The sequence below is a fragment of the Kribbella sp. NPDC048837 genome (assembly GCF_055586945.1).
Window position 1 is genome coordinate 270,407 of the sequence record NZ_JBVJHF010000002.1, and the last position, 21,226, is coordinate 291,632.

Below are 21,226 nucleotides of genomic sequence, written 5' to 3' on the forward strand. Positions count from 1 at the left end.
CTACACCGTCGAGGACGGCGAGTGGGTCGTCCGGGTCCTGACAGCCTCAGTGAGGTGACGGGTAGCCGAGTCTGCCGGCCAGTGCGGCCGAGGTACCGGTCTTGCGAAGCAGGTTCGAGACGTGCGCGCTGACGGTTTTCTCGCTGATGAACAAGGCAGCTGCGATCTCGGCGTACGTCCTGCCGGCGACCAGATGGGCGAGGATCTCGCGCTCCCGTCGAGTCAGGGAACTGAAGGCTCGCGGGGCGTCGTCGAGCGTGTCGGCTGACGAGGTGTGCGGCTCATCGAGGGAGATCTTGGCAACCGTCGCGAGTTTCTCCACCTCATGTCGGAGCGGGCCGGCAGTCATCTCGTCGGCGAGGCGGTACGCCGATCGCAGCGGCACCGCGATGGCGCGTTGGTTCGCGCCCTCGGTGAGCAGGGCCTGTGCCCAGCGGCGGGAGGCGATCGCCTCGTCCCAGCGCAGATCGGCAGCGGCGCAGCGATGTGCCGCCTCCTCCCAGAGAGGAGAGGTGTCTGATGGGGCCAGGCATCGTGCGGTCTCCGCGGCGTGGAGTGCTTCAACGGCCGGGGTGATCAGATCGTCGTTCGTGATCCGAGCGAACGGGGGCGGTTGGAGCTCCCGGCGTCGCTCGACGAGGTCGTCGAGCGATCGTTGGGCGCGCGTGACGCCGTCGCGGTCTCGACGGTCTCGCGCCTTGTCGGCGAGGTCGGCGGCCGCGCGTGCGCTCAACATGTGCATCTCGTCGGCAACTCGCGGGCGGACGATCTGGGCGACCATTGTGTCCGCCAGCAGCTCTAGGGCTCGCTCCGGCCGGTTCTCGGCGAGCAGGTGTTCCGCGAGCGTCGGGGGCGCCCACAATCCCGCGCGATGCTCGAGGTCCGGTATCAGCTCGTGTACGCGCCGGACGTGCAAGCGGGCCTGGTCGAGGTCACCGCGGCGTACGGTCAGCACCACCGCGGCCAGCCGGACGACAGCACGCATGGTCGCATCCCTGGCGAGGGTGAGTCCTTCACGGATGGCTTGGTCGGCCTCTGTGTGGCGTCCAAGCAGGAGGAGAAAGCGGGCGAGGTCGCCGGCATGGAAGGCCGCCACGTTCGTGGCCCCCTCGTCGAGCGTCTCGCGCAGCCCGTCGGCATCCAGTTGCACGATGTCGGCCAGGCGGCGTCGCGGGCCGAGGTAGGCCATTCTGGCCCACCGGGCGAGCAGCATGCTGCCCGGGTCGCCCGTGAGCCGTGCGTTCCGAAGGGCTTCCGCGGAGTCGGCATCAGCGCGCTCGTCCTGGTCGTACGCTTCGGCCAGAGCCCGGTAGGCCCGTGACAACGCATCCGGCGATCCTGAGCGATGGGCGGCCCGGGCGGCTTCGTCGGCGTACATCCGGGCAGGCCCGAACGACTCGGTCCAGTTGTGGGCAACGCTGAGCTCAGCAAGCGCGGCGGCATACTCTGCGCTGTCCGGGAACGGCTCCGAAAGCCTGATGGCATGCTCGAAGGCTGCGGTCGGCTGGCTGTCGCGCCGGCCCGACCACCACTCCGCCAAAGCCACTTCTCTCACGATCCGGCTGGCCCGAAGAGGATCTCGGCGTTCGTCGACGAGCTCCAGCGAACGACTCCACGCAGCCAACGTCTCCTCGCCGTCTCCCACCAGATCCGACACGGAGGCCAGGCGCTCGAGCAGATCGAGTTCACCATCCGGCGGTTGCGCAGCTGCACGGACGGTTGGCCACAGGCGCGCCGCCCGGCGCAGGTGAACCGCCTCCTCGGGCAGGGCCTTCAGCTGCCTGGCGAGATCTGCGGCGCGCAGCGACGCCGCCAGGCTCGCCGCTGGACGGTGGGCCCCTTCGTAGTGACTCGCGAGCTCGCCGACCCGGCGCAGCTCATCGATAGCTGTGCCGGTTCGGCTCTCAAGCGCCTGGGCCCACGCGGAATGGATGGGCACCGCCTCGCCCGGCACGAAGGTGGCGTTCAGGACCTCGGCGAGCAGCGGATGGCGGAACCAGCACATCTCAGCTCCATGTGCCACGCAGATCCCGTTCTCTGTTGCGTCGACCAGCGCAACGGTCACCGTGTCGGCGTCGATGCCGCGGGCCGCGGCCACCTCGACCAGATCGTCCACCGAAACCGGGCGCCCGCAGACCGCCAGTAGTCTCACCACCTCTCGGGACGGGGCATCCAATCGGTGCCAGGCGGCCAGCAGCGCGCCGGTCAGCTGGTCGGGCAGATCGGCGGGCAGGTTCTGGTCCGCGGCCGTCAGCCCCTGGACCAGCAGCTCTGTGAAGTAGGGGTTGCCGTCGGAGCGACCCATCACCGCTGCCACGAGGTCCGGATCGGGCTGGCTGCCGAGCAACAGCGACATCTGCTGCTCGGTCTCGTCGCGGCTCATTCTTGCCAGGCGCAGCGAGGACACCGAGGGCAGCCGGATCAGATCGGCCAGCCAGACATTCAGCGGATCCCCGGCCGCAATTTCCTCGTCGCGGTACGTCGTCAGTACGCCCAGCCGCTGGCTGCGGAACCCGGCTACCAGATAGGTGATCGCGTCTCGCGAGGCCAGGTCGGCCCACTGGACGTCGTCCACGACCAGCACCGCCGGCCGCTCCGAAACCAGCGCCTGCAGCAGGCCGTCGATCACTGGAAGCAGCCGGACCGTGCTTCGCGTCGGCTGCCCACCCAATGAGGGCAAAAGTTCGGCTGCTGCTGGGACGGCCGCGAGCGCCCTGGACCGCTCCGATGGCTCGGCCGAAGCCATCCAGCCCTCCAGCGCACTGATCAGCGCGACGTACGGCGCGTCGACGGCACCAAATCGAACGCCACGACCCCATAAGACCGCTGCGCCACTTGCCGCAGCGTTGTCACACACAGCGCGTACCAGGCGCGTCTTACCCACGCCTGCCTCTCCGTGCACGAACACCGCACCCGGTTGTCGCCGGACCGCAGCGCTGATCGCCCCCGCGAGGACCTTCCCCTCCTCGACGCGGCCTGCGATACCCGGCAGCGGCGGGACTGCAACCCCACCCATTTGAGCAGTCTCCGCCGAAACGAATCAGATGTCTGCACCACCGCGGGCCGGCCGTGCCGCGAATTTAAGGGTTCGCCCGCCGCTTCTAAGGACTCGTGCCCGATGTGGCCGTTGCGGCATCGAGCCGAATCTGAAGCCAGAGCGGCAACCCCGCCGCTACGACCCACAGGGGAGGACTCATGAACCGCACGCACACAACGTTGGCCGTATCGGCACTCGCGCTAGGCGCAATCGGGCTGACCGCGACCGAAGCATCGGCGATGACGAAAGATCTCGGGTCCGGCTCCGTCTCTCAAGCTGCGCCGGACCCTCCACCCGACTGGCCCGACGAAGGGACCGGTTACCCGGGATCCCAGACCAAGAGCCCGGAGTACAACTATCCGAACTACGACCCTGCTTACGAGGTGCCTCGCGTCGAGGCTGCGACGGTCGGCAGTGCATCCGACGACAACGGTGTTGAGATTCTGCAGGCCGGCGCGTCCGCGGTCGGCGGCGCGGGCATCGCCCTCGGTGCGATGTGGCTGTACCGGCGTCGCCAGGCGCCGGCCACCTAGCCACCCGCATCGGCGGCCTGCTCCGGGCCTCCATGAAGTCGGGCCGGTCGCGCTGGCGACCGGCCCACCTTCTGTTCGTCCCTCAGACGGCTGAAACCACGCTCTGACCTGCAGTTTCTCTACTCCGGGGAGACTGGCGGAGGATACGAGATTCGAACTCGTGAGGGGTTGCCCCCAACACGCTTTCCAAGCGTGCGCCCTAGGCCTCTAGGCGAATCCTCCAAGCGGAGAGGATACGCGAGGGGGCGGACGAAGGTGAAATCGGGCTGCTGGTGGCGGGGCTGCTCATCTAGGGTCGGCCGTATGCACGGTGCGCCGGATCCGAACGTCGTACACCCGATGCCTGCCGCCGAACGCGTGGTGCTGCTGAAGGCGGTGGTGACCTCGCCGTTGATCGAGGTGGGCGACTACTCGTACTACGACGACCCGCGGGAGCCGACGGCGTTCGAGACGAACAACGTGCTCTACCACTACGGTCCGGAGCGCCTGCGGATCGGCAAGTACTGCGCTCTCGGCGAAGGCACCACGTTCATCATGAACGGCGCCAACCACCGGATGGACGGGCCGTCGACGTTCCCGTTCCCGATCATGGGTGGTGGCGCCTGGGCCGAGCACTTCGACCTGATCACGGGGCTGCCGGGTCGCGGCGACACCGTGGTCGGGAACGACGTGTGGTTCGGGTACCACAGTCTGATCATGCCCGGAGTGACGATCGGGGACGGTGCGATCATCGCGTCCGGTGCGGTCGTGGTGGACGACGTACCGTCGTACGGGATCGTCGGTGGGAATCCGGCCAAGCTGATCCGCCGGCGCTTCGCCGATGAGGACGTGGACCGCCTGCTGAAGGCAGCGTGGTGGGACTGGCCCGTGGAGCGGGTCACTGCCAACGTCCGAGCGATCATGGCCGGCCGAATCGAGGATCTGGAGCTATGACTCTCGTACTGCGCCCGATCGAGCCGGACGACGTTGATGCGCTGCAGGAGCTGATCGAGTCCGATCCCGGCTACACCGAGCGGATCACCGGCTACCCGCCCGGTCCCGCGGACGCGCAGAGCCTGTTGATGATGCGCCCGGAGAGCCTGCCAGAGGAGGCGAAGCTCGTCCTGGGGGCCTTTGCCGACAACGAGCTGGTTGCCGTCGTCGACCTGCTCCGGGGCTACCCGAACGACCACACCGCCTTCATCGGCCTCCTCGAGGTCCACGGGAGCCACCAAGGCCGCGGCTACGGCACAGCGACGGACGAAGAGATCCAGCGGTACGTCGAGACCTCGTGGCCCGAGGTACGGACGATCCGACTGGCGATCGTGGACACGAACGCGCAGACAGCCACCCCGTTCTGGCTGCGTCAGGGCTTCACGCCGACCGGCGAGGAGCGCCCGTACCGCTACGACAAGCTGGAGTCCACCGTCCGCCTCTACGAGAAGCTGCTCACTTGGGCACACCCCGCCCTGGAGGTCCGCGAGTCGCCCGTCGCGGGGCAGGGCCTGTTCGCGACCGCAGCCATCACCAAAGGCACGATCGTCGGCCAATTGTCCGGCCGCAGGGTCAGTACGGCGGAACTCCTAGAGCTCCTGAAGCACCCGCCCGTCGACACGATCACGATCGACGACGACGAGCACCTGGTGCTGAGCAACGACCCCGGTCCCGTCATTGCCTACGGCAACCACAGCTGCGACCCGAACATGTGGTGGATCGACGCCGTCACCCTCGAGGCCCGCCGGGACGTCCAGGCGGGCGACGAGGTGACGAGCGACTACGGGACGTCGACCGGTGTGGACTTCGAGATGTCCTGTACCTGCGGCTCACCACTCTGCCGAGGGGTCGTCACAGGTGAGGACTGGAAGAGCCCGGAGCTCCAGAGCCGGTACGGCGACCACTGGATCCCCGCGCTGCTACGCAAGCAGCGTGGGGGCTAGAGCTCTCCACTGCTCGATCGGCTGCGGCCCGGTGATGCCGGTGATCACGTTGACGGCGACATGGTCGGCTCCGGCGTCCAGGTGCTCACTCAGCTTGGCCTTGATGTCAGCCGGCGTACCCCATGCGGCCAGCGCGTCGACCATGTGATCCGGGAGCTCCGTCTGGTCCTCCTCAGTGAACCCCATCCGTTTGAGGGAGGCGGCGTACGCCGGGATCCGCGGGAAGAAGCCGATCGTGTCCCGTGCGATCGCCCGGGCCCGGTCCGCGTCCGACTCCAGTACGACGAGGTGGTTGACCGCGAGGAGCTTGTCCGGCCCGAGCACCTTGCGTGCCTCCGCGGAGTACGCCGCAGTGACCAGGAACGGGTAGCCGCCGGCGGAACGGTCGCGAGCGAGCTCCAGCATCCGCGGACCGAGCGCTGCGAGCACCCGGCGCTCCACTGGTACGTCGACCTCGTCAAGGTACGCGTTGAGCGTGGCGACCGGTTTGGCCCCGTGTGCCCCACCGAGTCCGACGATGAACCGCCCCGGTGCGGACGCTTCCAGTGCGGCGTACGTCGTACTGACGTCGGCCGCACTGTACTTGGAGACAGCGAGGATGCCGCTGGCGATCGTGATCGAGTTGGTCGCGCCGATGAGGTCGACGATGGTCTGGAGTCCCGGCAGCGGACCGCCGGAGAGCCAGAGCGTGGGATATCCGAGCTCCTCGGCCGCCCGGGCGGCGTCCATCGAGTGCTCGCTGCTGTCCAGGCCCGTGCCGATCCCGAACGGGCCGAATTGGTGATCCGTCATCCAAACAGAGTACGTCCGATTTCGGCGCCGCTCACGGCATCCCGTACACTCTTCTCTGGTTCCCCGCGTGGCGGTATCTCGCCCAACTCCCCCAGGGCCGGAAGGCAGCAAGGGTAAGTGAGCTCTTCCGGGTGCGCGGGGAATCCTCATGTCCGGGCTGTCTAGGCTTGGTGGGGTCTGTACCCACCACCGTGAGGGAGCCCGATGAGCGCCGAGCGCCGCTACCTGCAGGAACTGATCATCGCCGAGCTCGGCGTGTCCGCATCGTTCGACCCGGACGCCGAGATCGAGCGCCGGGTCGAGTTCCTGGCCGACCAGCTCCGGCGGACCGGCGCGACGTCGTACGTGCTCGGCATCAGCGGCGGGGTCGACTCCGGTACGGCGGGGCGCCTGTGTCAGCTCGCGGTCGAGCGGGTCCGGTCCGAGGGTCGTGAGGCGACGTTCATCGCGATGCGGCTGCCGTACGGCGTTCAGGCCGACGAGGCGGACGCACAGCGGTCGCTGGAGTTCATCAAGCCGGACGAGACGCTCGTGGTCGACGTGAAGCCGGCCACGGACGCCATGGTCGAGTCCGTCCGGCACGCTGGCCTGGGCGATCGTGAGGACTTCCACACCGGCAACATCAAGGCGCGCCAGCGGATGATCGCGCAGTACGTCGTCGCCGGGGCCCGCGGCGGGCTCGTCGTCGGCACGGACCACGCGGCGGAGGCGGTGATGGGCTTCTTCACCAAGTACGGCGACGGCGCCTGTGACCTCACCCCGTTGTCAGGTCTGACCAAGCGCCGGGTCCGCGAGGTCGGTGCCCGCCTCGGGGCAGGCCCGGAGATCACCGGCAAGGTCCCGACCGCCGATCTGGAGTCGAACAACCCGGGCGTGCCGGACGAGGCCGTCCTGGGGGTCACGTACGACGAGATCGACGACTTCCTCGAGGGCCGCGAGATCGACGAGAAGGCCGCGGCCACGATCATCGCCACCCACCGCCGGACCGCTCACAAGCGAGCCGTCCCGCTGGCGGTCTGACTCAGGCTGAGTGGGCGAGCTGCCGGACCCGGTTGGCGAGGCGGGCCAGCCGGATGGTGGCGACGTTGCGATAGGCGGGGCGCAGGACGGTTGCCAACGGCCCGGACTGCTCGAACGTGTGCGTGACCTGGCTGTCCGGCGAGATCGTCCAGCTGCCGACCTCACGGAACCCCGGCACCTGCCAGGTGATCTCGATCCGGTCCGGCTCGACCACCGTGTACTGCAGCTCGCCCGCGAAACCTGGGCGGACGCGCAGCGCGTACCGCGTGCCGAGGTCCGCCTCGACCGGCCCGTCGATGGCCAGGAACGCCTCGTTCCACTCCGGCAGCGCGAGCGCGTCCAGCAGGACATGACGGATCGCCATCGGGCCGGCGGGGATGCTGTCGGTGGCTTGCTCCATGACTATCTCTCCTGGGCGAGGTGGTGGTCGTACTCCGGGTCGCGCCGGCGGGCCAGGGCGGCTCCGGCGGGGAACGCGTCCGCGACGGCGCGCAGCGTGGTGATGGTCTCGTCGAGCGCCTGGCCGGCGACCAGGTCGTGCATGGTCCGGTGCAGGCGGTTCTCCGCGGTGATGATGCGGCGGTGCAGCGCGCGGCCCTGCGTGGTCAGGCTCAGCGCGAGGTAGCGCCGGTCGATCTTGTCGATGCCGCGTTTCACCAGTCCCTGCGCGACCAGGCGATCGACCAGACGGCTCGGGCTGTTGCCGGTCTCGCAGACGAGCAGGCCGCCGAGGGCGTTGAGTGTCAGCGGTCCGTGATCCCGCAGGACCCGGAGGACTTCGGCCTGCGACGGCGTGATGCCGAGCGGGCGCAGCTCGGCGGCGAGCAGGCGGTTGCCTTCGCGCTGGATCGCCAGCACGAGATACCGCAGCTCCTCGACCACCTTCATGCCCGAAATGTTACACGACACGTATGTCATGTCATCTGTTTGTGCTGCGTCTCCTCGGTGCGTCTGGGTGCGGGAAGAGTGCCGGAGAAAGTCCGGCGAGGGTCATGGTCAAGGTGACATCGCGACTGGCACAGTGTGTGCATGAAGGGTCTGATGCAGAGCTACCAGCTGTCCCTGGACACCATCTTCTTCCGGGCCGAGCAGTTCTATCCGGACAAGACGGTCCACACCGGCGGGCCGGCGCGGACGAGCATGACGTACGGCGAGTGGGCCGCGCGGACCAGACGCCTGGGCGGCGTCCTGGACACGCTCGGCATCAGTCCGGACGGCCGCGTCGCCACCTTCGCGTGGAACTCGGGCCGCCACCTCGAGCTGTACTTCGCCGCCCCGTGCACCGGCCGGGTCCTGCACACACTCAACATCCGGCTCTTCCCCGACCAGGTCGTCTACATCGCGAACCACGCCGAGGACGAGGTCGTGTTCGTCGACAAGTCGCTCCTCGGGCTGTTCCTGCCGCTGCTCGAGCGGCTGCCGTTGATCCGCCATGTCGTCGTGATGAACGATCTGCCACCGGGTGCGCCCGGCGCGGAGGTCCCGGACGATCCACGGTTCCACGACTACGAGGAGCTACTGGCCGCGGCGGAGCCGGTCGACTTCCACGTCGACGACGAGAACCAGGCCGCCGCGATGTGCTACACGAGCGGTACGACGGGCAATCCCAAAGGCGTGGTGTACTCCCACCGCTCCACCTGGCTGCACTCGATCGGCGTACTGACGAACGCGGGGATCGGGCTGGCCGAGACGGACACCGTGATGCCGGTCGTGCCGATGTTCCATGCGAATGCCTGGGGTTTGGCACACGCGGCCCCGATGGCCGGCGCCTCGCTGGTATTCCCGGGTCCGGATATGAGTCCGCAGGGGATTCTCAAGCTGCTCCAGGAGCAGGAGGTGACGCTGGCGGCCGGCGTGCCGACGATCTGGCAGGGGCTGCTGCCGTTGCTGGACGGGGTCGAGTTGCCCAAGCTCCGGCGGATCCCGTGCGGCGGTTCCGCCGTACCGCTGGCGCTGTCGGAGGCGTTCCGGGCGAAGCTCGGCCGGCCGATCCTGCAGGCGTGGGGCATGACGGAGACCAGTCCGGTGGCGACCGCCGCGCACGTCCCGGCCCGGTTCGAGGAGCTGCCCGAGGACGAGAAGGCACGACTCCGCGCGCGGCAGGGTCTCCCGCTCCCTGGTGTCGAGGTGCGGATCGTCGAGCCTGGTTCGATCACGCCGCTGCCGTGGGACGACGAGGCCACCGGTGAGCTGCAGGTCCGCGGCCCGTGGATCGCCGCCGAGTACTACCGGCCCGACGAGGGCGTCCAGCTGAGCACCGAGGACGGCTGGATGAAGACCGGCGACGTCGCCGCGATCGACCGGTTCGGCTCGGTCCGCCTGGTCGACCGCACCAAGGACCTGGTCAAGTCCGGCGGCGAATGGATCAGCTCGGTCGAGCTCGAGAACCTCCTGATGGCCCACCCCGCGGTCAAGGAGGCCGCCGTCATCGGCGTACCGCACCCGAAGTGGGACGAGCGGCCCCTCGCCTGCATCGTGATCCAGGAAGGCGAGACCGTGACCGGCGAGGAGATTCTCGACTACCTCCGTCCCCAGGTGGCCAAGTGGTGGCTCCCCGACGCCGTCGAATTCATCGAAGAGGTCCCCAAGACCTCGGTCGGCAAGTTCTCCAAGAAGGACCTCCGCACCCGCTTCGCCAACTACCACCTGGAGTAACTCCGCGACCCCATTCGTGGCCTGGGGCAACAATCCGATCGTCGCCCCAGGGTCGCCAGTCAACCCTTCGCCGGGATCCGCAAGTTCCAGCTATCCCGGATTACCCGACTCCGGGCCCCCGCCCTTGACTTGTGTCTGTACACCGTCCATACAGGGACGAAGTACCAAAAGACCCGGTGAGCCGGGTCTCACCTTTGGCAGTCGGGGACGGGGCTGGGCCACCGGAGGCCCGTTCGTCCTGGGGACCTGGTGGGGAAACGCCGGTCCCACGCGCTGAGGGGACTGTCCAGCATGACCAAACTGGACGCATCGCAGACATCATCTTCCGACAGCAATCTCACTGTTTCTCGCTCACCACTTGCACGGCTGGCGGGTCCGCTCGCCCTGGCGGCCGGCCTGTTGATGATCGTGGTCGAGATCGTGATCTTCCCGATCGTCGATCGCGACGATCATGTGGGTACGTCGACGAACACCGTGTACCGGGTGAGCGGCGTCGTGTACTTCGTGGCCTTCTGCCTGCTGTTGCTCGCCGTGGTTGCGGCGTACGAGTGGGAGGCGCGCCAGGCGGGCAAGCTCGGCGTTGTCGGTGTGATCGCCGCGGTGGTCGGGACGATGTTCCTCGGCGGTGATCTGTGGTTCGAGACGTTCTACGTCACCTACCTCGCCGACACCGCACCCGAGGTTCTCGACGCCGATCCGGCGGGTCTGATCGTGATCGGCGCCGTGTCGAGCTATCTGTTGTTCGCGATCGGCTGGGCGCTGTTCGGCATCGCGAGCCTGCGAGCCGGCGTCTTCCCCCGTGCCATCTGCGTGGCCATCGTCATCGGCGGCCTGATCGGCTTCCAGTCGCTGCTGCCGCCGTTCGGTATCCCGCTCGGGATCGCGATGGCCTGGCTGGGCATCTGGATGATCAGAACGCGCGCACGGGCCGGCGTGATCGAGACGGTTTCATGACCATGACCGGACCTGCCTCGAGCCCCACCGCGCCGGTACGCCGTTCCTGGAGCGGCTGGCGCACGATGTGGGTGATTCTCGGCAGCTTGCTCGTCCTGATCGGCGGTGCTTCGCTCATCGGCGGCGGGATCGGACTCTGGGCCCACGCACAGCGCGACTCCGACGGCTACCACACCGCCGGCCCCGAGCGCCTCACCACCGACGGCTTCGCGTTGACCGCTCCGTCACTCGATGTCGGCATCACCGGTCCGGACGCGATCTACGCCGGCGACCTGCTCGGCGACGTACGGATCACGGTCGAGTCGACGAAGGGGGACACTCCCGTGTTCGTCGGTATCGGTCCGGCCGACGACGTCGCCAAGTATCTCGCCGGCGTCCGACGCAGCGAGGTCGCGGACTTCGACGCCGACCCGTTCACGGTCACCTATGTGCAACGGGACGGCGGCCAACCCGCCGCAGATCCCACCGAGCAGGACTTCTGGGCCGCGTCCGACAGCGGAACCGGAACCCGCACCCTCACCTGGAACGTTGCTGATGGCAACTGGGCGGTCGTGGTCATGAACGCCGACGGATCGGCCGGAGTCGACGCCGACATCAGCCTCGGAGGCACGCTGCCGGTCCTCCTGCCCGCGTCCATCGCCGCGCTCGTCGTGGGTGGCCTGCTGCTGATCATCGGCATCGTGATCATCGTGGTGACCATCGCAAGCCGCCCCACCGTCAGCCAACCGGTGCAAACCCCGCCACCGGGCCCGGCCGTGTAGGTCGCCAGAAGTTAGGAACCCAGCTATGACGTCCTTATCGGACAATTCAGCCAGGCCGCGGCGCGGTCGGTGGACGGTTGTCGTCGCGCTTGCCGCCGCGGCGAGCCTGGCCGCGGCACCGGCCATCTCGGCGTCGGCCGAGCCGGCCTCCGTGGCTGCACGGTCCTCGGCCGGTCATCCGCCGGCAGGAGTCCAGGCCGCGCTCGATCAGGTCGTCGCGGCCGGTGCGCCCGGCGCTATCGCGTTGGTACGAGTGGGCGATCGTACGTACCGCTTCTCCAGTGGGTACGGCAACCTCGCGCCGCTGACGCCGATCCGCGCCGGCGACCGATCCCGGATCGGTGGCGTGACGAAGTCGTACACGGCCACCGTGGTCCTGCAGTTGGTCGGCAAGCGAGTGCTCGGGCTCAACGACACGGTCGAGAAGTGGCTCCCGGGAGTCTTCCCCAACGGAGACGGGATCACGATCCGCCAACTGCTCAACCACACCAGCGGGATCTTCGACTACGTCCAGGACGACAGGGTCTTCGCGCCGTACCTCGGTGGGGACCTGACCCTGCCCTTCGATCCCAACGAGGGAATCAGAATCGCCGCCGAACACGACCCGCTCTTCGCACCGGGAACAGGCTGGTCGTACTCGAACACCAACTATCTCCTGCTCGCGATGATCGTCGAGGCAGCCACCGGCAAGTCGATCGGGTCCGAGCTTCGCAACCGCATCTTCAAGCCACTCGGGCTCGACCACACCAGTTACGCCACCACGTCAGAGATCCGTGGCTCGTACATCCACGGCTACTGGACGATCTTCAGACCCGAGCCAACCGACTTCACACCGCTCAGCCCGACCCTGCTCGGCGCGGCCGGAGCAATCCTGGCCAGCGCCGACGACGTCGCCCGCTTCTATCGCGCGTTGCTCCGCGGCCAACTGCTGAAACCCGGTGTATTGAAGGCCATGCAGACCGTCGACCCGGTCGCCACCGATCCACCGGGGGCCATCGACGCGGGATTCCCCGGTGGCGGCTGGGGTCTGGGGCTGCTCAGAGAGACCTTCCCCTGCGGTGACGCCTGGGGGCATGACTCGGAGATCCCCGGGTACACGACCGCGGCCTGGAACAGCAAGGACGGCACCCGTCAGATCGTCGTGGTCGTCAACATGGACGGCTTCCCCCACGACCACCCGGTGCCTGCGGCCATGCGCAACGTCCTCGTCACGGCGTACTGCGGGACGACCCCTAGCTAGCCCGGGCGCCTTGCGGCTGCGGTCAGGCGAAGTCGATGCCGAAGTGGTTGCGGAGGTGGGCGAGCGTTGCGTCGACGAAGTCGGTCGGCCAGGGCTCGCCGGTCTGCTCGGCCAGCGCGGTGCCACGGCGGATGAACTCGCGGCAGATGTACTGATTCGCCGTGATGATGTCGGCCGGCTCGCTGCCCGCTGCCGGGATCGCTTCCAGGGCGGCGCGTTGTTCGCCGGAGAGCAAGGCGTTGAGTCGCTTGGCTCCGCTAGTACGCCGTACGCCGCGCTCGGCGAGCATGAGTGTGATGAGTTGGTCGCGGACCACGCCGACACCTTGGTTCGCGACGACGCGTTCGTCGCGGCCGAGGACCGTGACGAGATTCCCGAGGAAGTAGAAGAAGAGGTTCACCGCGCCGCCCGGCCAGTACGGCTCGCCCGGCCGCCCGCCCTGCTTCGGGATATCGCCGTCCGGGAACAGCGTTCCGTCCCGGTCGAACAGTACCCGCACCCCGTCGTACTGCATCCGATCGAACGCCTTGAGCGGATGCACGATCAGATCGACATGCAGCCAGTCAGCCGTGATCCCGAGCCCACCGACCAGCCCCGGCAACCGATCCGCCCACACCGTCGGCCCCGCGAGCTCCCGCAGTACGTCGTCCCAGTGCTCCTCGAACCACCCCACGCTCTCGTCCGTCACGACGAGATGCACATCCACATCACTGAACCGGTCAGCCTCCCCGGTCCCATAACTCCCGATCAGATAGACCGCGAGCACCCGCCCATCCCCAGGCAAGACCTCCCGAGCCCGCTCGATAACCCCAAGCTGCCGCTCATCCCCAGTGACCACCCACCCCACGCTAGGCGGTCCCACCCGCCACACCTTCACTCACCCCACATCCCGCCGACCCACGCACGACCCCGCGTCCTGCACCCCCACCCGCGCCAACCCACGGACATCGCCAGCCCACACGGGCTCCGCCTGCGCCCATCCAACCCACCGGCGCCGTGTCCCTACCGCGGCCTCGGCTCACGGCGTGTCCGACCGGCTTCCACAGGGTGGTGGGCACGTGGGTGGTTTTGTCGGGGCGCGGCGCTAGGGTTGCGGGCGTGGAAGCACCCCTTGCGTTGTACCGCCGGTATCGCCCGGACACGTTCACCGAGGTGATCGGGCAGGACCATGTCACGGCGCCGCTGCGGAACGCGTTGAGCAACAACCGGGTGAACCACGCCTATTTGTTCTCCGGTCCACGCGGGTGTGGGAAGACCACCAGCGCCCGGATCCTGGCGCGCGCGATCAACTGCGAGAAGGGCCCGATCGCCGAGCCGTGCGGGGTGTGCAAGTCGTGTACCGACCTGGCTCGCGGTGGTCCCGGCAGCATCGACGTGATCGAGATCGACGCCGCGTCGCACGGTGGTGTGGACGACGCGCGGGATCTGCGCGAGCGCGCGTTCTTCGCGCCGGTCGAGAGCCGCTACAAGATCTACATCATCGACGAGGCGCACATGGTGACCACGCAGGGCTTCAACGCCCTGCTGAAGCTGGTCGAGGAGCCGCCGCCGCACCTCAAGTTCATCTTCGCCACCACCGAGCCCGACAAGGTGATCGGGACGATCCGTTCCCGGACCCACCACTACCCGTTCCGCCTGGTGCCGCCGAAGGTGCTCGGCGACTACATGGCCTCACTCTGCGAGTCCGAAGGCGTCTCGATCGAGTCGGCCGCCTTGCCCCTCGTCGTACGCGCGGGTGCAGGCTCGGTCCGTGACTCCCTGAGCGTCCTCGACCAGCTGATCGGCGGGGCAGGTCCCGAGGGTGTGACGTACGAGCTGGCCGTCGCCCTGCTCGGGTTCACCCCGGACTCGTTGCTCGACGCGTGCGTGGACGGGTTTGCCGCGCATGACAGTGCAGCCGTGTTCGAGACGATCGAGAAAGTCATCGAGACCGGGCAGGACCCGAAGCGGTTCGCGGAGGACCTGCTGCGCCGACTGCGGGACCTCGTGGTGCTCTCGGCCGTACCGAACGCCGTTGCATCCGGTCTGATCGAGGCGGCCGAGGACCAGGGCGAACGCCTGCAAACGCAGGCCGCTGGAATCGGTCCGGCGGAGCTCACGCGAGCGGCCGACATCGTCGCGGCCGGTCTACTGGAGATGCGTGGTGCGACAGCCCCGCGGCTCCAACTCGAACTCATCTGCGCCAAGGTCCTCCTACCCGGCGCCGACGACTCCACCAACGGCATCCAGGCACGCCTCGACCGCATGGAACGCCGCCTGACCATCGGAGTCCCCGCCAGTACGCCGGACACCCCGCCCACGCAGCCGATGCCCGCACCGGCGGCCTCCCCGGCCGATCCCGCAGCCGCCCCGGGCCAGGACGCAGCCACAAGCCGAGCCGCAGCCCGAGCAGCCGCCACGGGTGGAGCCGGAAGCGGAGCCGCGGGCGGTCCTGGTGGCGCCGCAGGAGCAGGCGGTGGTGTCGCAGGCAGTCCCGGTGGCGCCCCGGAGCCGGCCGGTGGTCTCGCGGACGATTCCGGTGGCGCGGCCCGCGGTGCGTCCCCCACTGGAGCAACTGGTGGTGCGTCGGGAGGCGAGGCTGGCGCGGGCGGTGTGGGCGGTGCGGCAGCTAGTGCTGACGTGGCGTCGAGCGGTGCTGCCGTCGCCGCTGATGGATCTGGCGGCGCTGACGCAGGCCAACGCGCTGCTGCGGTGGACGGTGGACCGACTGCCGGTAGTGGCAGGGCAGCCCGTACTGCGGGCGCTGGTGCCGGTGGTGGCGCGGCGGCCGGTGCGGGTACGGCGGGGAGCCACGGCGGACCGGGAGACGCCGCGCCTGGTGCTGGTGCTGGCGCTTCTGGTGCGGGCTCAGTTGGTGCTGGCGCGGGGCGTACTGGAGCGTGGGGTGACGAGTCTGCTTCCGCCGGTTCGCCGGGCGCGACTGGAACTGGCCAGGCGTCGGGTGGCGGCGCCGGCGCGGTGACAGCTGATGCGTCGGGGTCGGCCTCGGCGGCGTCCGGGACGGCCGCTGCGGCGGGCGCCGGGAGTGCAGGGGCCCTGTCTGGCGCCGGTGGTGTTGGCGGTGTGGGGCTGGCGGATATTCGCCGGTTGTGGCCTGAGGTGCTCGAGGCGGTGAAGAGCAAGCGACGGTTCGCATGGATCATGCTGAGCCAGAACGCGCAGGTCATCGGGATCGACGAGCAGACATTGACGTTGGGATTGGTGAACGCGGGCGCGCGGGAGAGCTTCGCCCGTTCCGGGAGCGACGAGATTCTTCGCCAGGCGATGATCGACACCATCGGGTTGAACCGCCGGGTCGAAGCAGTCGTCGATCCGTCGACGGACCCCGGTGGTGGCGGTGGACACCAGGCAGGGGGTCCCCGACCCGGTGGACCACAGTCCGGCAGCCCAGCCCCAGGTGGTCCAGCCTCAGGCGGTCTGGCCTCAGGTGGTCCAGGCTTCGGCGGAGCAGGGTCCGGGGGAGCAGGGTCCGGTGCAGCGGGGTCCGGTGGAGCGGGGTCGGCTGGTTCAGGTGCGGGCGGTCCCGCCGCAGGTGGTTCCGCGGCCGGCGGTCCAGGCGCTGGTCCGGCAGCCGGTGGATCGGGTGCAGGTGGAGCAGCCGGCGGAGCAGGCGCAGGCGGGTCCGCCGCCGGAGGTGCAGGAGCGAGTGGCCTGGGCGCCGCCGGTGAGGGCACGGTAGGCAGTTCCGGACCAGGCGTGGCGTCGAGCGCCGGTGGATCGGCCGCTGGATTGGGCGCTGACGGATCTGGCGCAGGAGCAAGTGCGAACGCAGGCGCAGGGCTGAGTGCCAGCGGAGCAGCCGCGGGCGGGGCTGCGGGCGGTGGCTCGGGTGCCGGTGGCGCGGCGGGTGGTGTTGGGGCTGCGGCGTCGGCTGGCGCCGACGCGCGGTCCGGGAGCTGGGGAGCCGGTGAGACCGGCGCCGGTGTGGGCGGCGGGTCTCGTGCGGGTGGAGAGCAGTCGGTCGGCGGTCCATCGGCGGGGAACGCTGGCGGAGGTGCCGGCTCGGGTGGAGCTGGTAGCGCGGGGCAGTGGGGCGACGGTGGTGGGGCCGCGGTTGCTTTGCAGGAGCCGCCGGACCCGGAGTACGACGTACCGCCGGAGGACCCGTGGGAGGACGGCCCGGTGGAGCGATCGGCGCCACGGGCTGGACGGGCCGGTGGTGGGCGGACGGCCGGAGGGGCTCAGTCGGCACGCTCGACGGGGTCGGCCGGAGCTGATCGGCGCGAGCAGGCCGCGAGCAAGCGGCGAGCGGCAGAGGCGGCAGTTGCCGCGGAGCAGGCTCGACGCGCAGCTGCGGCTCCGGCAGCTCCTGAGGTGCCGCTGACCCCGGAGGAGGAAGCGGACGCGATCGGCGAGGACGACATGGTCCTCGAAGACGACTCGCGCTCACACACGGACCTCCTACGAGAGACCCTCGGCGCCCAAATCATCACCGAAGAACCCAACTGACCTCGTTATCCGCCGCGAGCCCGGCTGATCCTCGCCCAGGACCGAGGAAACCTGGCTGATCCTCGGCCGGTACCCCAGGAGGGCGGCTGGTCCTCGCCCATGCCCGGAACCGGCCGATCCTCGGCCGAGCCCCGATGAACCCGCCGGAGAGGCGGCACGAGCGCGGGAGGGTGAAGAGCTCGGTGCGCTTCGGCCCGTCCTCGTCCCCGTGACCGAGCAACCTGCCTTGCTCGCCGGCCCAGGACCGGGAACCCGGTTGATCCTGCGCCTATGACCGAAGGCCCCGCTGGGCGTCGCGGCGAGACAGCTCGGGGGTGGATGAAGGGCTCGTCGGTGCGCTGGCCGGTCCTCATCCGCATGGCAGAGGAGGGGGTCGGCGTCCACAGGTGGTCCACAGGGGGTGGGTGGGGGTGTGGGCGGTTGCGGTGGGTGTCCACATGATCCACAGGGTGTGGACGGGGGTGTCCACAGGGGTGTGGACAAGTTGGGGAGACAGGTCGGTTTCTGGGGGAGGGTGGGGTTGTCGGGGGGACCGGCTAGTGTTGAGGCTCGGGCTAGTCACGGAGCGGTTGGGACGAGGAGATCGCGGTGTTCGACGGTGGCGGTGCTGGGGGCTTCGACATGTCCAACCTGCTCGCGCAGGCGCAGGCGATGCAGAACCAGTTGATGGAGGCCCAGGCCGACCTGGAGAGCCAGGAGATCGAGGGCTCCGCCGGTGGTGGGCTGGTGACCGCGCTGGTGTCGGGGACGGGTGAGCTGCTCAGTCTGAGCATCAAGCCGGAGGCTGTGGATCCGGACGACACTGAGACGCTGGCCGATTTGGTGGTCGCCGCGGTGCGTGACGCCTCGGAGAACGCGAAGGAAGCCGCGGCGCGGGCGATGGGTCCGCTGGCCGGTGGCATCCCGGGGTTCGGGTCCGAGGGGCCCGGGTTCGGCGGCGGGTCTTCGGCTCCGGCGGGCTTCAGCCTGCCCGGCGCCCCGAGCGTCCCGGCTGAGCGCCCGGCGATCCCGGCGGAGAGCCCGGCCGACGACGACGAGAGCGCCGGCGGGATTGGCACGGGTCAGAGCGGTGCCGGCGGGACCGGCGCGGCCGGGACCGGAACCGGTGCGAGCGGAACTGGCACGGGTACGAGCGGTGCCGGCGGGACCGGCGCGGCCGGGACCGGGACCGGAGCGAGCGGGACTGGTGCGGCCGGGCCTGGCGCGAGCGGGACTGGGGCCGGCGCGAGTGGATCGGGTGGCACCGGGTCGGTGAACAACCCGGGCATCGGGTTCACCAACCCCGGCAAGGGGACCGGGGCTCCCGGTCGGAACCCGGGCTGACGTGTACGAGGGGGCCGTTCAGGATCTCATCGACGAGCTGGGGCGGTTGCCCGGTGTGGGGCCGAAGTCCGCGCAGCGGATCGCGTTCCATCTGCTCGCCGCGGACGAGACCGACGTACGCCGGCTGGCGCACGTGCTCGTGCAGGTCAAGGAGAGGGTCAAGTTCTGCGAGATCTGCGGCAATGTCGCCGAGGAGGAGCAGTGCCGGATCTGCCGTGACCCGCGTCGCGACCTGAGTCTGATCTGCGTGGTCGAGGAGGCCAAGGACGTCGTGGCGATCGAGCGGACCCGTGAGTTCCGCGGCCGGTACCACGTGCTCGGCGGGGCGATCTCGCCGATCGAGGGGATCGGCCCGGACGAACTGCGGATCAAAGAACTGCTCCAGCGGCTGGCCGGCGACGAAGTGCAAGAGATCATCCTGGCCACCGACCCGAACCTCGAAGGTGAGGCGACGGCGACGTACCTGAGCCGCTTGCTGCGGCCTATGGGCTTGCGCGTCACCCGATTGGCTAGTGGACTTCCAGTAGGCGGTGACCTCGAGTACGCCGACGAGGTGACCCTCGGACGGGCGTTTGAAGGGCGACGATCGATCGATGACTGAACCAACGGATATTGCGGAACGCGCTTTGCAGACCGACAACGAGGACCTGACCGAGTTCGCCGAGCAGATCGCCGACCAGGTGCGGAGCTTCCTGATCTCGGTGCGTGACATCGCGGCGCAGCCGGACGAGGACGGCGTCGACGAAGGTCTCGCCTCGCTGCCGTACCTGCTGCTCGAGGTGAGCCAGCTGCTGCTCGCCGGCGGCCGGCTCGGGGCGTTCGAGGACTTCGTCCCGGAGGAGCGGTTCGAGAGCGACGCCGGACCGGATCCGGATCTGGACGCGATGCGGGACCGGCTCGCGGTGCTGTTCGAGGGCCTGGACGAGTACGCCGAGGTCTTCGACCCGTACGCCGCTCCGCCGGAGATCACCGTCAACCGGCTGTCCGACGACCTCACCGCGATCGCGACCGACCTCGTGCACGGTCTCGCGCACTACGAGGAGGGCCGGATCGTCGAGGCGCTGTGGTGGTGGCAGTTCTCCTACGTGTCCACGTGGGGTGCCGCGGCGAGTGCCGTACTGCGGGCGATCCAGTCGCTGATCGCGCACGACCGGCTGGAGCCGGCCCACGACGCCGAGACCGAGGCCACCGACCGCGAGCTGGTCGAGGTCGCCGAGGAAGTCGTCCAGCGCCGCTGAAGTTATCCACAGCCGCACTCCGACCGGCCACGCGAGGGGGCCCTCAGCTACTACGGTGAGGGCTCGGTCGGATGAGGAGGCGTCGGTGCAGGAGCAGTTGGATGTTGGTGTGGGTGCCGTTTTCACCACCTCGCGAAGGCGGCCGCTCATCGTCGCGGTGATCTCGACCGTGCTCGTCCTCGCGCTGCTGCCGCATGATCCCGGGTCCTACGCCGATCTCGACTACCTGCGGGAGTACCTGATCGGGATCGCCTTCACCACGATTCTGTGGTTGCTGTTCCTGGTTGTCGCTGTGCGCAACTGGCGGGTTATTCTCACGCGCCCCGCGGAGCTTCGGCTGACCCCGGCCGGGATCACTGTCCGCCAGGACGGGCGTGAGTTGAGCGTCGCGTGGGCTGCGGTCGGTCAGATTCGGATCGATGGGGACGAGCGGCGGCCGTGGGTGGTGGCTTGGCTCGATCCGGCGCTGAGGGCGGAGGACGTGCCCGCGTCGCGGAGGGCGGACGGCGCCTACAAGCTCTTTCCGGTGGCGCACGGGCGGCCGATGAAGGTGCGGATGGCGCAGTTGAAGGATGTGCGTGGGGCGATCACGGGGTACGGCCGTCGGTACCTCGGCACCTGACGGCGGGTTGAATAGGGCGATGTCTGTCTACGAGCTGATTCAGCGGATGCCCGATGTGCCGACCGTGCGGCGGGTCAGTCGTGCGCTGGCGGTCCTGGATCTGATCCTCGACGACAACCAGGACACGCTGCCGTACTTCGCGTTCGATGCGCGATGGTCGGAGACCGAAGAGGCCGCGCTGATGCGGGACGGCTCGGGGAACGAGTACTCGATCGTGTTCTCGCCCGACGGTGCGTTCGCGTACGGGTTCGACCACGAGTCGCCGATGTCGCCGTACGTGAATGACAACAAGACTTGGCCCGGGCTGCTCGACGGTGTGCCGGAGGTGTTCCACGGTGCGCGGGACGAGCCCGCGTTCCGGGACGGAGCGCCGAGGGCGACAGTGTGCTTCTGGCGTACGACGGATGACACCGAATGGCGATGTGGTCCGGTCGACGATGTGAAGAACGACGGAGCCGACTGGCTGTTCGAGGTCATCGCCGACGGGCGCCCCGAGGCCTACCTGACGTTCGCCGAGGACTACTACGAAGTGGCGCTCGACCTCGAGCCGATCCGGCACGTGTACGCGCTGATGCCCCTGACCGAGTACGTCGTGACGTCGCTGAACCGGCAGCGCCGGCTGAGCGATCTGGCCGAAGGGATCGCCGAGATCGGTTACCCGCGGTCCTGAAGCGCGTTACCGTGAC

General features: G+C 69.0%; 18 protein-coding genes, 1 tRNA gene, 1 other RNA gene and 1 pseudogene. 15 read left to right on the top strand and 6 right to left on the bottom strand.

Annotated elements, in window-relative coordinates; translation table 11 throughout:
- Positions 1-46: 46 nt before the first annotated feature.
- Positions 47-3,016, bottom strand: coding sequence for a helix-turn-helix transcriptional regulator (locus ACZ6O0_RS09240; RefSeq protein WP_465764338.1), 2,970 nt, complete (start codon positions 3,014-3,016; stop codon positions 47-49).
- A 260-nt stretch (positions 3,017-3,276) separates the two neighbouring features.
- On the opposite strand from ACZ6O0_RS09240, the gene ACZ6O0_RS09245 reads away from it, so the two are divergent.
- Positions 3,277-3,570, top strand: coding sequence for a hypothetical protein (locus ACZ6O0_RS09245; protein WP_465764339.1), 294 nt, complete (start codon positions 3,277-3,279; stop codon positions 3,568-3,570).
- A 134-nt stretch (positions 3,571-3,704) separates the two neighbouring features.
- Here the strand turns inward: ACZ6O0_RS09245 and ACZ6O0_RS09250 are convergent.
- Positions 3,705-3,792: transfer RNA gene (locus ACZ6O0_RS09250), tRNA-Ser, on the bottom strand.
- A gap of 81 nt (positions 3,793-3,873) precedes the next feature.
- Between ACZ6O0_RS09250 and ACZ6O0_RS09255 the strand changes: the two genes are divergently transcribed.
- Together ACZ6O0_RS09255 and ACZ6O0_RS09260 are read left to right on the top strand one after the other, a co-directional pair.
- Positions 3,874-4,503 carry a CatB-related O-acetyltransferase gene (locus ACZ6O0_RS09255; RefSeq protein WP_465764340.1) on the top strand — a complete coding sequence of 210 codons (630 nt, stop codon included), beginning with the start codon at positions 3,874-3,876 and terminating at the stop codon, positions 4,501-4,503.
- On the top strand, positions 4,500-5,486 hold the full coding sequence (locus ACZ6O0_RS09260; protein ID WP_465764341.1) for a GNAT family N-acetyltransferase: 987 nt from the start codon (positions 4,500-4,502) through the stop codon (positions 5,484-5,486). The genes ACZ6O0_RS09255 and ACZ6O0_RS09260 overlap by 4 nt, the downstream gene beginning before the upstream one ends.
- Here ACZ6O0_RS09260 and ACZ6O0_RS09265 read toward each other — a convergent pair.
- On the bottom strand, positions 5,463-6,278 hold the full coding sequence (locus tag ACZ6O0_RS09265) for a TIGR03620 family F420-dependent LLM class oxidoreductase (protein WP_465764342.1): 816 nt from the start codon (positions 6,276-6,278) through the stop codon (positions 5,463-5,465). The two genes, ACZ6O0_RS09260 and ACZ6O0_RS09265, sit on opposite strands and share 24 nt — an antisense overlap.
- 54 nt (positions 6,279-6,332) lie before the next feature.
- On the opposite strand from ACZ6O0_RS09265, the gene ffs reads away from it, so the two are divergent.
- Both ffs and nadE read left to right on the top strand, forming a co-directional pair.
- Positions 6,333-6,429: signal recognition particle sRNA small type (ffs, locus tag ACZ6O0_RS09270), an RNA gene on the top strand.
- 53 nt (positions 6,430-6,482) lie between these two features.
- Positions 6,483-7,298 carry an ammonia-dependent NAD(+) synthetase gene (gene nadE / locus ACZ6O0_RS09275; protein ID WP_465764343.1) on the top strand — a complete coding sequence of 272 codons (816 nt, stop codon included), beginning with the start codon at positions 6,483-6,485 and terminating at the stop codon, positions 7,296-7,298.
- Between the two features lies 1 nt (position 7,299).
- Here the strand turns inward: nadE and ACZ6O0_RS09280 are convergent, their stop codons facing one another.
- Together ACZ6O0_RS09280 and ACZ6O0_RS09285 are read right to left on the bottom strand one after the other, a co-directional pair.
- Complete coding sequence (locus ACZ6O0_RS09280) at positions 7,300-7,698, bottom strand: SRPBCC family protein (RefSeq protein ID WP_465764344.1); 399 nt, start codon at positions 7,696-7,698, stop codon at positions 7,300-7,302.
- 2 nt (positions 7,699-7,700) lie between these two features.
- Positions 7,701-8,186 carry a MarR family winged helix-turn-helix transcriptional regulator gene (locus ACZ6O0_RS09285; protein WP_465764345.1) on the bottom strand — a complete coding sequence of 162 codons (486 nt, stop codon included), beginning with the start codon at positions 8,184-8,186 and terminating at the stop codon, positions 7,701-7,703.
- 141 nt (positions 8,187-8,327) lie between these two features.
- Between ACZ6O0_RS09285 and ACZ6O0_RS09290 the strand changes: the two genes are divergently transcribed.
- From ACZ6O0_RS09290 to ACZ6O0_RS09305, 4 genes are all read left to right on the top strand, one after another.
- Positions 8,328-9,953, top strand: coding sequence for a long-chain fatty acid--CoA ligase (locus ACZ6O0_RS09290; RefSeq protein ID WP_465764346.1), 1,626 nt, complete (start codon positions 8,328-8,330; stop codon positions 9,951-9,953).
- Between the two features lie 291 nt (positions 9,954-10,244).
- On the top strand, positions 10,245-10,907 hold the full coding sequence (locus ACZ6O0_RS09295; RefSeq protein ID WP_465764347.1) for a hypothetical protein: 663 nt from the start codon (positions 10,245-10,247) through the stop codon (positions 10,905-10,907).
- Positions 10,908-10,909: 2 nt separating this feature from the next.
- The gene (locus ACZ6O0_RS09300) at positions 10,910-11,668 is read left to right on the top strand and encodes a hypothetical protein (protein WP_465764348.1); all 759 of its coding nucleotides are present in this window, start codon (positions 10,910-10,912) and stop codon (positions 11,666-11,668) included.
- 25 nt (positions 11,669-11,693) lie between these two features.
- Entirely contained in the window at positions 11,694-12,908 is a 1,215-nt protein-coding gene (locus tag ACZ6O0_RS09305) for a serine hydrolase domain-containing protein (RefSeq protein WP_465764349.1), read from the top strand.
- Between the two features lie 22 nt (positions 12,909-12,930).
- Here ACZ6O0_RS09305 and ACZ6O0_RS09310 read toward each other — a convergent pair whose 3' ends face one another.
- On the bottom strand, positions 12,931-13,785 hold the full coding sequence (locus tag ACZ6O0_RS09310; protein WP_465764350.1) for a nucleotidyltransferase domain-containing protein: 855 nt from the start codon (positions 13,783-13,785) through the stop codon (positions 12,931-12,933).
- Between the two features lie 221 nt (positions 13,786-14,006).
- Between ACZ6O0_RS09310 and ACZ6O0_RS09315 the strand changes: the two genes are divergently transcribed.
- From ACZ6O0_RS09315 to ACZ6O0_RS09340, 6 genes and pseudogenes are all read left to right on the top strand, one after another.
- Positions 14,007-17,357, top strand: coding sequence for a DNA polymerase III subunit gamma and tau (locus ACZ6O0_RS09315; protein ID WP_465764351.1), 3,351 nt, complete (start codon positions 14,007-14,009; stop codon positions 17,355-17,357).
- Between the two features lie 621 nt (positions 17,358-17,978).
- Positions 17,979-18,218 (top strand): annotated as a pseudogene (locus tag ACZ6O0_RS09320) (YbaB/EbfC family nucleoid-associated protein); the annotation flags it as partial.
- Positions 18,219-18,681: 463 nt separating this feature from the next.
- Positions 18,682-19,281: a recombination mediator RecR gene (gene recR, locus ACZ6O0_RS09325; protein ID WP_465764352.1), complete on the top strand. Its 600-nt coding sequence runs from the start codon at positions 18,682-18,684 to the stop codon at positions 19,279-19,281.
- Complete coding sequence (locus ACZ6O0_RS09330; RefSeq protein WP_465764353.1) at positions 19,274-19,918, top strand: DUF5063 domain-containing protein; 645 nt, start codon at positions 19,274-19,276, stop codon at positions 19,916-19,918. The genes recR and ACZ6O0_RS09330 overlap by 8 nt, the downstream gene beginning before the upstream one ends.
- 85 nt (positions 19,919-20,003) lie before the next feature.
- Positions 20,004-20,540 carry a hypothetical protein gene (locus ACZ6O0_RS09335; RefSeq protein WP_465764354.1) on the top strand — a complete coding sequence of 179 codons (537 nt, stop codon included), beginning with the start codon at positions 20,004-20,006 and terminating at the stop codon, positions 20,538-20,540.
- 19 nt (positions 20,541-20,559) lie between these two features.
- Positions 20,560-21,210 carry a hypothetical protein gene (locus ACZ6O0_RS09340; protein ID WP_465764355.1) on the top strand — a complete coding sequence of 217 codons (651 nt, stop codon included), beginning with the start codon at positions 20,560-20,562 and terminating at the stop codon, positions 21,208-21,210.
- Positions 21,211-21,226 lie beyond the last annotated feature (16 nt).